General features: G+C 58.0%; 10 protein-coding genes and 1 pseudogene. 6 read left to right on the top strand and 5 right to left on the bottom strand.

Translation table 11 applies throughout. The annotated features are described in order from the left end of the window. The first annotated feature begins 2 nt into the window (after nucleotides 1–2). From KY084_RS03285 to KY084_RS03265, 5 genes are all read left to right on the top strand, one after another. Nucleotides 3–1,205 (top strand): acyltransferase family protein, encoded by a 1,203-nt coding sequence (locus KY084_RS03285; RefSeq protein ID WP_219236996.1) that lies wholly within the window; start codon nucleotides 3–5, stop codon nucleotides 1,203–1,205. Beyond that, complete coding sequence (locus KY084_RS03280; RefSeq protein ID WP_219236995.1) at nucleotides 1,192–2,502, top strand: hypothetical protein; 1,311 nt, start codon at nucleotides 1,192–1,194, stop codon at nucleotides 2,500–2,502. The genes KY084_RS03285 and KY084_RS03280 overlap by 14 nt, the downstream gene beginning before the upstream one ends. Then, a complete protein-coding gene (locus tag KY084_RS03275) occupies nucleotides 2,486–3,559 on the top strand; it encodes an alginate lyase family protein (RefSeq protein WP_343227946.1) in 1,074 nt (357 codons plus the stop codon). The genes KY084_RS03280 and KY084_RS03275 overlap by 17 nt, the downstream gene beginning before the upstream one ends. 79 nt (nucleotides 3,560–3,638) lie before the next feature. Beyond that, nucleotides 3,639–4,952, top strand: a complete 1,314-nt coding sequence (locus KY084_RS03270; protein ID WP_219236993.1) for a Gfo/Idh/MocA family protein — start codon at nucleotides 3,639–3,641, stop codon at nucleotides 4,950–4,952. A gap of 185 nt (nucleotides 4,953–5,137) precedes the next feature. Next, entirely contained in the window at nucleotides 5,138–6,421 is a 1,284-nt protein-coding gene (locus tag KY084_RS03265; protein ID WP_219236992.1) for an alginate lyase family protein, read from the top strand. 37 nt (nucleotides 6,422–6,458) lie between these two features. Here the strand turns inward: KY084_RS03265 and KY084_RS03260 are convergent, their stop codons facing one another. The 4 genes and pseudogenes from KY084_RS03260 to KY084_RS03245 all read right to left on the bottom strand — a co-directional run bounded on the left by KY084_RS03260 (nucleotide 6,459) and on the right by KY084_RS03245 (nucleotide 10,890). Further along, on the bottom strand, nucleotides 6,459–8,165 hold the full coding sequence (locus KY084_RS03260; protein WP_219236991.1) for a heparinase II/III family protein: 1,707 nt from the start codon (nucleotides 8,163–8,165) through the stop codon (nucleotides 6,459–6,461). Between the two features lie 22 nt (nucleotides 8,166–8,187). Further along, a pseudogene (locus KY084_RS03255) lies at nucleotides 8,188–8,559 on the bottom strand (hypothetical protein); the annotation flags it as partial. 487 nt (nucleotides 8,560–9,046) lie between these two features. Continuing rightward, on the bottom strand, nucleotides 9,047–10,459 hold the full coding sequence (glnA, locus tag KY084_RS03250; RefSeq protein ID WP_219236989.1) for a type I glutamate--ammonia ligase: 1,413 nt from the start codon (nucleotides 10,457–10,459) through the stop codon (nucleotides 9,047–9,049). A 92-nt stretch (nucleotides 10,460–10,551) separates the two neighbouring features. Beyond that, the gene (locus KY084_RS03245) at nucleotides 10,552–10,890 is read right to left on the bottom strand and encodes a P-II family nitrogen regulator (protein ID WP_219236988.1); all 339 of its coding nucleotides are present in this window, start codon (nucleotides 10,888–10,890) and stop codon (nucleotides 10,552–10,554) included. Nucleotides 10,891–11,120: 230 nt separating this feature from the next. On the opposite strand from KY084_RS03245, the gene KY084_RS03240 reads away from it, so the two are divergent. Next, a complete protein-coding gene (locus tag KY084_RS03240; protein ID WP_219236987.1) occupies nucleotides 11,121–11,492 on the top strand; it encodes a winged helix-turn-helix domain-containing protein in 372 nt (123 codons plus the stop codon). On the opposite strand, the gene map is transcribed toward KY084_RS03240, so the two are convergent. Next, nucleotides 11,480–12,310 (bottom strand): type I methionyl aminopeptidase, encoded by an 831-nt coding sequence (map, locus tag KY084_RS03235; RefSeq protein ID WP_219236986.1) that lies wholly within the window; start codon nucleotides 12,308–12,310, stop codon nucleotides 11,480–11,482. The two genes, KY084_RS03240 and map, sit on opposite strands and share 13 nt — an antisense overlap. Nucleotides 12,311–12,322: the final 12 nt, after the last annotated feature.

Raw genomic sequence — 12,322 nt, 5'->3', positions numbered from 1 at the left:
AAATGTGGGCGCCGTTGCATACGGGGTTTGCGCGCCTGATTGAACGCCGTCAAAATCCGCCGCTACGCCGTCTGAACTCTGTTCAATGCCTGCGGGCGCTGGCCGTTTTGATGGTCGTTTCTTATCACCTGACGGCGCTGTTTCCCGACCCCGCCGGTGTGCGCCGGACCATCCCTGCGCCGTTGTATTTCGGTTATGCGGGCGTAGATCTGTTCTTTGTCATCAGCGGTTTCATCATCACCCATGTCACCCGGCGCGATGATGTTTGCGTACGGCAATTTGTTCTTAAGCGACTGTTTCGAATCCTGCCCTTTTACTGGATGGTGACCGCGCTGCTCATCGCCTTATGGGTGGTATTCCCCGAAATCATTCCCGTCCGGGGCAACGATACAACTCGATTTTTCGTAAATTCCCTCTTTCTGCTGCCCCAGCCGGAGCGGCCTGTGCTGGGGGTGGGGTGGACGCTTGAACACGAACTTCAATTTTACGCGCTAATCGCCCTGTTGCTGTTGATCGGCGCAAAGGGATGGTCGGCAAGGATATTGATGGCGATTTTCGGGACGGCAGTTGGATTGCATGTAATTGCGGATACCGATGCAATCGCCTGGGACTGGAAAATATTTTCGCTTTACAGTTTTCAGTTCGCACTCGGCATTGTGGCCTATCGGTTCAACGCGCTATGGCGTGTGAATCGCGGTTGGCCGCTGACCGCGCTGGCTTTTGCCGCGTTTTTGGCCACCAGCATTGTCGTGACGCCCATGATGGGTTTTTCTCGCGAAGTTGACGTGGTCGCGCAGGGCATGTTCGGACTTTTGCGCGTTATCGGTTATGGTGTTGCGTCCGCCCTGCTCCTGCTCGGCGTGATAAATCTGGGAATTGATGAAGGGCAATGGCACGGACGGCTGACCCGCGTGATAATAGCAATCGGCGACGCCTCCTTCATGATTTATCTAACCCATAATCTGATTATTCATGCTCTGGCGCTTTTCACGAGACAGTGGAAAAATATCAGTTTGATTGCAGCCGGTAGCCCCATTGCGATCATCGTTATCGTCGCACTGGGAATTGCGGTGCATCGTTTTTTGGAGCGTCCTTTGCTGAAATTTTTCGGAGCGCGGTTTATCTCCCTTCGCGCAGATCAATTCGTTGAACGACCGGGGAACCCCTCGATCGGCATTCCTGTACGGGTCAATGGCCGTGGATAGTCGTGAAATGGCGGAGCCGGAGGTGCGACTGGCGCGCCGTCGTGTTTTCAGGCCGCGTGCGGCCGATCGACCACCGCTCAGTGCCGAGGAAAAATCCGAACGGTTCGTCCTTCGTACACTGACCATTTCCTTCGCCATTGCCGTATTGACGATGAAAATCGGACTGCCGCTTAGCCCCGGTAAAGTTTCGGTGCAATTCGTTTTGGTGATTCAATATGCGGTGATCGCCCTCTTGATGATTGCGGGCAGGTTAAAGGTTAGTATCGGAAAGCTATTTATATTTCTATTATTTGGTATGGCGTGCCTTATTACAGCAATGCTCCAGCCAAATCCGAATTTTTCTTTCCCTTCGCTGATTTACGTTCTTGCAATCTACGCGACTTACATATTTCTGGTTCCGGTTCGCGATGAAACGCTGCGAAAATATTTCGAAGCAATCCAGATATTCGCGATCGTGGCTGTTGCTCTCGTCATTATAGACTGGGCTGTGCAATTCGCCGGTCAGCATATGCCGAATATTGAGAATATTATTCCGAAAAACTTTCTGTTTTTTGACTATATTTACATTCAGCCTTTGGAATGGGGTTCGCGTTTCAACAAGCCCAATGCCTATTTCTTTCTGGAAACTTCGTTCGTATCGCAATTCATCGCTTTCGCTCTCATAATAGAAGCGGCATTTTTTCAGCGATTCAAAAATTTGCTTATCTACGGGGTGGGTCTGGTCTTTACGTTTGGCGGGACGGGCATGATGTTGGCGCTGCTCTGTGTGCCGGTGTTGCTGTTCCACCTACGGGTACGGATGCTGCCCCTGATCCTGATTTCTCTCCCCGTCGTTGCGGTGGCGGCGATTCAGGTCGGCCTGGTGCAAAATGTCGAAAAACGAACTGCCGAGTTCGGTGAGAAAGGCGCAAGCGCCAACCAGCGCTTTAACGCTCAGTTCGAACGCGTCGGCGAAGTATTTTCCGGGCCGATACGCGAAACACTGATCGGTATCGGTCCGGGACAGATGCCGAACCGAATAAATATCATGTGGACGCCAATTTCGAAAGTGATCGTTGAATATGGCATATTCGTCTATGCCTTGTTTTGGGCATTTCTCATCTATTGTCTGTTTGGCAGGGGAATACCCTTTATCATTTCATGGATGGTGGTGATCCAGTATCTTTTTCTCAACGGATCCTTTCTTGTTCCTATCGTCAATTTCTACAATGTGATGCTGGCTGGAATGCTGATGGTCCGTCCCGGTGACCGGGATCAGTTACGACGCGTATTTTCCCGACATGCGCATCGCCACTAGCTTTTGTCTTCTGCTGGGTGCTGCCGGTTCGATGCTGTCAGCACCGGCTTCGGCCGCCAACGCGCTGTTCGCACAGCCGCGTGCAACGATAGCCGGTCTGCCTGATTGTCCGGCACCGCCGGCGCCGATAAAACGGCTCGCCACGCAATCAATGTATGTGACTGGCGACAAGAGTTATTCAAAGATTGATCCCAAGCAAGCAAAAGCGCGCGAGCAAACGCTGGCGCCGATTCAGAAATTCACCACCGACGTGGCGCATTTCGCCAATCACTATGTCAAAAGTGGCGGCAAAGATGTGAAGGCGGGCGGCTGCGCGCTTGTCTGGCTGGACATCTGGGCGAAGGCGGGCGCGATGCGCACCATGGCGGAGCATGAATCGCAATTCGTACGCAGCGTTAACCTTGCCGGGTGGGCGCTTGCTTATGCGCAGGTACGCAACCTGAAAGTAGAAAAGGATGCACCACAACCTGTAATCGATGCTTGGTTGAACGGCATGGCGCGCGACATGCAGCACCATTTCAACGGTCTGAAAAACGTGACCGGGCGCAACAACCATCGCTATTGGGCGGGGTTGGCCGCAAGTGCGGTGGCGATGGACACCGGCACCAAATCGCTGGCCGATTGGGGACTCGCATCGGCCCGGATCGGTCTGGCCCAGATTACCCAGCGCGGCGCTCTCCCGGCCGAATTGACGCGTGGCCGACGCGCCCGGCATTATCATCTTTATGCTGCCGCCCCGCTCGTCATGACTGCGGCCATTGCCGACGCGAATGGCGTGGATCTTTACGCCGAACAGGATGGAGCCCTCCATCGGCTGGTTCGCTTCGCAACGCAATCGTTGCTGTCTCCTTCCCGCATCGCCGAGCTTGCCGGTGTGCAACAGGAGCCTTTCAACGCAACGACTGCTGTCGGCCGGCAAAATGTTGCCTGGATGGAATTTTATGTACGGCGTTTCCCGGGGAGATCCCCGGCGGAGGCCATGATTTTGAAGGGACGGCCGCTGCGTGACGATGAATTGGGCGGAGACCTTACCATGCTCGCTCGCAGCCTCCCTTAAGGGTGGCGCGCGCATCTCGATACAACTGGCAAGTCAGGCATGATGGTGCCAAGCCGGCTTGAATAAAGGAGTTACAGCCATGCGGATCGCATTCGTCGGCACCGGGTTCGTTTTCGACATTTATATGCGCACACGATGGGCGCATCCGGAGATCGAAATCTGCGGCATTTTCGATATCGATGGCGAACGCGCGGCAAAGGTGGGAAGCCATTACGATCTTTCGGTCTATTCCGATTATGACAGCCTGTTGGCCGATCCGCAGGTGGAGATCGTGGTCAACCTGACCAATATCCATGCGCATTACGGGGTGACGAAACGCGCGTTGGAAGCAGGCAAGCACGTCTATTCCGAAAAGCCGATAACGACCGAGGTCGATCAGTCGCGCGAGCTGTTCGCGCTGGCGAAACGCAACGGACTGGTTTTCACCGGCGCGCCTTGCAATGTCTTTTCGGATTCGGTCAGCACGATGTGGAAGGCGGTTCGCGATGGCGCGATCGGAAAGCCCGTGCTTGTCTATGCCGAACTGGACGACAACCCCGTTCATTTGATGAACACCGAAAATGTGCGCAGCCCGACCGGCGCCCCCTGGCCGCTGGTGGAGGAATTGCAGGAAGGGTGCACCTTCGAACATGTCGGCTATCATCTGGTCTGGATATGCGCGATGTTCGGACCGGCGACATCGGTCACCGCCTTTTCGAAATCTTTGGTCGAGCACAAGATGGACGCTCCGCTCGATCCTGCCGATACGCCCGACTTTTCGGTCGCTTGCCTGAATTTCGCAAATGGGGTCGCCGCGCGAGTTACGTGCAGCTTCGTCGCGCCGCGCGACCATCGCATGCGGATCATCGGCGAAGAGGGCGAACTTACGGGCGACAGCTATCGTCACTATCAGTCCCCGGTTTTTCTCGAACGCTTTTCGACGGTCAGCCTGAACGCGCGAAAGGCCTATACCGTGCGCGAACAGCCGCTGATCGGACGCCGCTTCGGCATCGGCGGGCAGCAGCTCAAATTACTGCGTCAATGGAAGAGCCATTCGGTCGAGGCTGAACGCGGCACGCGTCTCAGCGCCAAGCAGCGGCTTGTCAGCGCGATCCGTCGCCGCGAAATCTACGCCCAGGACAAATTTCTTGGCATTGCCGAAATGGCGCGGGCGATCGGGGCAGGCCGGCCGCAACCGCTGACGCCCGATTTCCTGATGCACGTTAACGAACTGACCTTGCTGATCCAGCGGGCGGGGCAGAATGGCGCAGCCACCGTGCCCACCACCACGTTCGACCCGATTGAGCCGCTGCCCGAGGTGGCAAACGCACCGATCGACTATCGCAAGCGCTATCGTCAGGGCGTTTTCGAACGCACATTGGCTCGGGCAATTGAATCGCTCAACCGACAATAGCAGCATATGGGCCGGTATAACGACTTAAACTGCAACGAGAATTATAGTTAACATAAACTATAGATTATGAAACGTTCATCACCAGTAGACTAAGTGCTTATTTAAAATAGTTCTGCGTTAAGTATTTTTAATATGCTCGCTAGCTAGCCTGCGGACACTGCTTCCCAGTGTCACGGCGACTTTCGATGAAAAACACTTTCTTTACCGCAGCGTCCGGCGAATCAACCCTCGACCTTCGCAATACGATTATCCGCGTCATTGCTACCGCAAGCATATCAGACCGCGTGCGATCGTCGACAAGGTGGTCAGCCAGCTTACTGTGCCTTGCGCTGGCGGCCTGCGGGGGCGGATCGTCCAGCAATAGCAGCGGACAGGTGGAAACCCCCACCGCTACTGCTACTGCCACACCTATTCCTGCACCAACACCTACTCCTACCCCTACCCCGGAAGCTGCCGCGGAGACTACGCTGAGCGCGCCCTTCGCGCAGCCGGTGGCGGAGATAACGGACCTTCCTGAATGTACCGATACGCCCGACCCGGTCGTGCAGCTTGAGACTATATCGATGTATGTCACAGGCGATACGACGTATTCCCAGATCGATCCGGAGAAGCTGGCCGAGCGGACCGCGATGCTCAAACCGATTACTACGTTTACGGCCGCCGTTTCGCACTATGCCAATAAATATGTCGAAAGCGGTGGAACGGATACGGACTCGGGCGGGTGTGCGCTGGCATGGCTGAACGCATGGGCCGGCACCCATGCGATGACTCAGATGCTTGACGACGAATCCCAGTTCGTGCGCAGTGTCAATCTGGCCGCATGGGCGCTCGCTTACGCCCAGGTCAAAAACCTGCAAGTCGATCGCAACGCGCCCCATGCGGCGATTGAAACATGGCTGGCCGACATGGCTAACGACATGCGAAGCTATGTGGATAGCTTGACTGACAAGACGGCGCGCAACAATCATCGCTATTGGGCCGGATTGGCAGCCATCTCCGTGGCGCTCGATACAGGTGATAGCGATCTTGCGGATTGGAGCGTTGAATCGGCTGAAATAGGAATTTCGCAGATAACGTCTGAAGGGGCGCTGCCGCTAGAGCTCGAACGTGGATCTCGCGCCGCGCATTATCATCTTTACGCTGCCGCTCCGCTGGTGATGACAGCCGCGATCGCCGCAACGAAGGGGGTCGATCTATATGCCGAAAATGACGGAGCGCTTCACCGGCTTGTCAGTTTTGCAACCAGCAGCGTCTTTTCGCCCGATGAGATTGAAACGCTTTCCGGGGCGGAGCAGGAAGCGTTCGACATTACAAGCTCGGTCGGTCAGCAAAATCTGGCCTGGTTCGAATTTTATGCGAAGTCGTTTCCCGATCAGGCGCCTGCTCAGGACCAGATTTTCAAATATCGGCCGCTGCGGAACAACGAAATCGGCGGTGACATGACGATGCTCGCGCAAAGCTTGTCCTGAATTCGCCATATGCAGATTGATCGCTACGCGATTCGCATCATTTCCACTCGATAATCAGCGAGGCGGCGTCCCCGGCCGGCGCAAGCGTGATGGCATGCGCCCCCATGACCTGGTTATAGTGACAGGTCCAGCTTGCCGGTGAGAGCGAAAGTTTGCCGTCCTGTGCCATAAGGGTGATCGAGCGGCCATGACCGGTCAGCCCTATCTTTGCATCCTGAACCGAATCGACATGCCAGTCATCGGGGATAAGAAAGCGGCTTTGCCTGCGCCCATCTTCGTTCTGCCAATAGTCATGGATCATGAGCCGATTGGCGGGGCCGAGCACCAGTCGGCGGCGCACGCCGACCCGATTGAAGGACACACTGCCTTGCGCCCATTGGGAGGCGTCGTCGACGCCATGGTCTTCCAGCCGCGCCGCCGTTCGTTTCCCCACCTTGAATGACCCGAGATATTCGACCGGATGGATGTCGGCAATCGCAGGGCCGTTATGCGCGTGCCAGCTGCGCTCCGTTTCGCGCTGGCGATCCGGCGCATAATTGGTTGTGCCTGGATCCACGATCAGTCGATTGGCACCCAGCGACATTTCGATGCTTAGAAAATCGGCATGGCCATGGCCGGGATTGGCGTCGGGACCGATCGGTCCGGCATCGAACACGACGATCGCATCCTCAGCCGCCAGCCGGACATAACCGGCATCGTCCAGCGCGGCGAAACCGGGGGCAGGGCGCTCACCCAGAACGGCGGACGTAACGGGCGTTTCGCCGAACCAGGCATCGTTCATCATGATCGGATGATCGTCGCCCAGCGTCAGCGCCGCCAGCGCCCCCTCAGCGGCCCCAAGTCGCCGGTCAAGCAATTCGGATTGGGCGGGGGACCAGATATTCAGCGCGCGCAGAACCCGAAGGCTCTGGATGCTCAGTGCCTGATACATGGCTGATCGTTCCGCCTGAACCCCATCCTCGCCGAATGTTCTGCCAACGATGTGCGGAAAGTGCCGGTGAAGCGCAGCGGCGATGGCAGGGGGCACTTCGTTCGCTGCCAGCGCGTACAAGGCCAGCGCAGACAGGTTGCGCTCCAGGTGATTATAACCGAGTTCGGTTTCCAGATTCCCAAGCAGATACGCGACGTTCAGCCGCAAAAACGAATCTATGGCAGCGCGTTCGGACCGTTCGGCCAGCGAAGCCGGGAGCCGGATCAGTATCGCGCTCAGGGTCAGGATGCGCTGCGCGACCGGATAGGAATTCCACACATCGCCGAAATCGGAAATTCGCTGGAAGCGCGCCTGTTCGCGAAACCCGCTGATGACGGTCTGCGCAAACTCCAAAGCACGTTCGGGGTCGTGATCGAACGCGGTGCACAGCCACCCCATGAAAGCCAGGTTAGCCCGCCAGAGCTGATAGCTTCCGCCATCCATATCGACACGCCAGTCGATCCGGTCCGCGCCGCCGAAATCGTGGGTCCGGTTGAGGAAGGTAAACCGGCCGTCAAAGCATTGCGGAACGTTCTTCGACTGTTTTGCCGCAAAGAACATGGCCACGACCGCCGCAGCCTTGCGTGCTATTTCGTCATGCGCCGTCGCGGTTCGCGGCAACCGGTCGGCCGCGCGCTCGACCCGCGCCAGGAACCAGTCATGCACACGCGGGATCGCGCGGCTGCGCACACGGCGTCGGATATGACCTAACAACGCCGCCGGCGGCACATGCGAAGCGGCGCGAAAGGCGAGGGTGAGCGAACGAACGGACATGGCGGCGACGCTCCTGTCTAAATTACGGGTGCCGGGGCTCGGCTACGCCCGCTGCCTCAGGCGGATTTGCTATCTTGCGCGAGCCGCTTCTATGCAAAAGCACGTGTGCAAAAGCACGCAACCCTTCGCCGATCGCGTCATCGTCGAGGCCGAGGCTGAAATTCGCCATGATGAAGCCTGTTTTGTCGCCGCAATCGAAGCGTTCGCCGTCAAAGGTGAAGCCATGGAACGGCTGTTTGTCGATCATCTTGGCCATCGCGTCGGTCAACTGGATTTCACCGCCCGCGCCCTTGTCCTGATCGTTCAGGATGGTCATCACTTCGGGCTGAAGGATATAGCGGCCCGGAATCATAAGGTTGGACGGCGCGGCGCCCGGTTCCGGCTTTTCGATCATCGTAATGCGCATCTTATGGCCTCTGCCCGGACGTTAGCGCGCCCGACTTGCCCCCAGCGCCGCCCTAGGTCAACTGGCTGTTGGTGCAGTGCAACAGGATGGGACAGAGTGCACCGATGGCAAGGCGAATTGCCGCAAGAGCGCCGGGCGAACGCGTCTTGTTTCGAAATACAAAAATCCACGACGGCTTTTAATTGTACGATATATATGCTTTGTGTGACCAAATGTCCGGAGTGGAATTTGCGAACCAGATTACTGTTCGCCGACGGTACTGCGGCAGTGGTGCGCGCCTATGGCGATCCGCGCCTTCGGATGGTTGGCGCTGACGCCCATCCGCGCACAGGTCCTACAAGCGTGTCGGCGGCTATGCTGTATGCCGCGGTTCGCCCCGCATAGCCGCGTAAAAGAAAACGCCCGGGAGTTTCCCCCCGGGCGCCTGCTGTCCGACAAGGCGGATTAAAACCACCTTGTGAAGGAAACGTTACCCTCAGGACGAATAATACATGTCGTATTCGACCGGGCTGGGCGTGGTTTCGAAGCGAAGCACTTCAGCCCATTTGAGTTCGGCATAGGCATCGACCTGATCCTTGGTGAACACGTCGCCCTTCAGCAGGAACTCGTAATCCTCCTGCAGCGCGATCAGCGCTTCGCGGAGTGAGCCGCACACGGTCGGCACGTTGACCAGTTCGGCCGGGGGCAGGTCGTAGAGGTTCTTGTCCATCGCCTCGCCCGGATGAATCTTGTTCTGGATACCGTCCAGGCCCGCCATCATCAGTGCGGCGTAGGCGAGATAGGGATTGGCCATCGCGTCGGGGAAGCGGAATTCGACGCGCTTCGCCTTCGCACCCGTGCCATAGGGAATGCGGCAGGCCGCCGAACGGTTGCGGCTGGAATAGGCGAGCAGCACCGGCGCTTCGAAACCCGGCACCAGCCGCTTGTAGCTGTTGGTCGTCGGGTTGGTGAAGGCGTTGAGCGCGCGCGAATGCTTGATGACGCCGCCGATATAATGAAGGCAGGTTTCCGACAGGCCAGCATAGCCATTGCCCGCGAACAGCGGCTCCTTGCCGTTCCAGATCGACATATGCGTATGCATGCCCGACCCGTTATCGTCCTTGATCGGCTTGGGCATGAACGTCGCCGACTTTCCGTATGCGGCGGCAACCTGCTGAACCACATATTTGTAGATCTGCATCCGGTCGGCGGTCTGGGTCAGCGTGCCGAAGGTCAGCCCCAGTTCGTGCTGCGCGGCCGCGACTTCATGGTGGTGCTTGTCGCAGGGCAGGCCCATTTCCATCATGGTCGATACCATTTCGCCGCGAATGTCGACGGCGCTGTCGACCGGCGCGACGGGGAAATAGCCGCCCTTGGCGCGGGGGCGGTGGCCCATGTTACCGACTTCATACTCCTTGCCCGAATTGGTCGGCAGTTCGATGTCGTCGATCGCGTAATAGCTGGTGGCATAGCCCGTTTCGAACCGGACATCGTCGAACATGAAGAATTCGGCTTCCGGGCCGACATAGATGGTGTCGCCGATGCCGGTATTCTTCAGATACGCCTCGGCGCGCTTTGCGGTTGAGCGCGGATCGCGAGCGTACAGTTCACCGGTCGACGGTTCGACAACGTCGCAGAACAGGATCAGCATCGGCGTCGCCGAGAACGGGTCCATATACGGCGCGGTCAGATCGGGCTTCAGGATCATGTCCGATTCGTTGATCGCCTTCCACCCTTCGATCGACGAACCGTCGAACATCAGGCCGTCGGAAAGCTCATCCTCACCAAGGGCAGAGGCAACCATGGTCAGGTGCTGCCACTTTCCCTTGGGATCGGTGAAGCGCAGATCCACCCACTCGACTTCGTTTTCCTTGATCATTTTCAGGATGTTGGCGGCGTCTTTGGCCATGATGTGCCCTTTCATATTGAAACAGGTGGCGGCGCGAATCGTGCAATCAAATTGCGCTTCGCTGCCGATTTTTCACGTAATGCTGCGTCGCGTCAAATGGCGTCGTGGTCGCGTTCGCCGGTGCGGATGCGAAGCGCCGATTCGACCGGCACCACGAAAATCTTGCCGTCGCCGATGCGCCCGGTCTGCGCCGCGCCGGCGATTGCTTCGACCGCGCGCTCGGCAAGCGAATCGTCGACGACCACTTCCAGCTTCACCTTAGGCAGGAAATCAACGACATATTCCGCGCCGCGATACAGTTCGGTATGCCCCTTCTGCCGACCGAAGCCTTTGGTTTCGGTCACGGTGATGCCGGAAACGCCGACTTCGTGAAGAGCCTCCTTCACCTCATCCAGCTTGAACGGCTTGATGATGGCTTCGATCTTTTTCACGCAACTCCCCCGAAAAGAATACCGAGTGTATACAGCACCCGCGCCCCTTCACAAATCATGCCAGTCGCAAAAACCAGCTTTTGCGCAGTCCGATATCGAAAACGCGACGCCAATTTGCTTAACAGATAGGCAAGACTATGTCCCGTGCCCGATCAAGCGGCAGGCGGAGGGCATTTTGCACCGCTCGCCAGCGTACGGCATAACGGGGTGAGGCGGCGGGACGGAGTGCCATGCGCATCGGTGCATTGAAACTGAAAGTGCAGATATTCTGCGGCGACGCGATCGCGATGGGACCGGGCAAGGCCGACCTGCTCGACGCAATCGAAGGCGAAGGGTCGATTTCCGCCGCGGCGAAGGCGATGGGGATGAGCTATCGCCGAAGCTGGCTGCTGGTCGACGAGATGAACCGGTGCTGGCCCGAGCCGCTGGTGGAGGCGGTCGCGGGCGGCGGCAGGCGAAGCGGCGCCCGGCTGACCGCGATGGGCGCGCGGGTGCGCGATCTGTACCGGACGCTGGAGCAGGATGTCGAAAGCGCGGCGCGAGGGGGTGCCTTCGCCGCGCTTGCCGATATGGTTAGAAGCGCGCCGGTTCAAACGGCATAGGGCGGGCAATGCAGCCCCTTGGGGCTGAGCGTGAAAATCTCGCACCCATCCTCGGTAATGCCGACCGAATGTTCGAATTGTGCCGAAAGCGAGCGATCGCGCGTCACCGCCGTCCAGCCGTCGTCGAGCACCTTCACATCGGGCTTTCCGATATTGATCATCGGTTCGATGGTGAAGAACATGCCTGGGCGAAGTTCCGGCCCCGTGCCGGGACGGCCGACATGGACCACTTCGGGCGCGTCGTGGAAAAGCTGACCCACGCCGTGACCGCAGAAATCGCGCACCACGCCATAGCGATGCTTTTCGGCGTGACGCTGAATCGCATGCGCGACATCGCCCATATGATTGCCGGGTTTCGCCTGTTCGATGCCAAGCATCAGGCATTCATAGGTCACTTCGACCAGTCGCCGCGCCTTTATCGGGACATCGCCGACCAGATACATGCGGCTGGTGTCGCCATGCCAGCCATCGACGATGGGGGTAGGGTCGATATTGACGATATCGCCGTCCTTCAGCACCCGGTCGCCCGGTATGCCGTGGCACACGACATGGTTGATCGAGATGCACGAACTGTGCGTGTAGCCGCGATAGCCAAGTGTTGCCGGGGTTCCCCCCTTCGCCAGAAACTGTTCACGGATGAAATCGTCCAGTTCGCCCGTGGTCACGCCGGGCACCACCTTTTCGGCCAGCGAATCGAGCACTTCGGCGGCGACGCGCCCGGCCTTGCGCATCCCTTCGAACCCCTGCGGTCCGTGCAGCTTGATCGTGCCGTCGCGGGCGATCGGCTGTTCCTCGGTCACATCGATATATTCGGTCATGGCAGGGCATAT

The sequence above is a fragment of the Stakelama flava genome (genome assembly GCF_019351405.1).
Taxonomy (GTDB): domain Bacteria; phylum Pseudomonadota; class Alphaproteobacteria; order Sphingomonadales; family Sphingomonadaceae; genus Sphingomonas; species Sphingomonas flava_A.
This window is presented reverse-complemented; position numbering and strand designations above follow the sequence as displayed.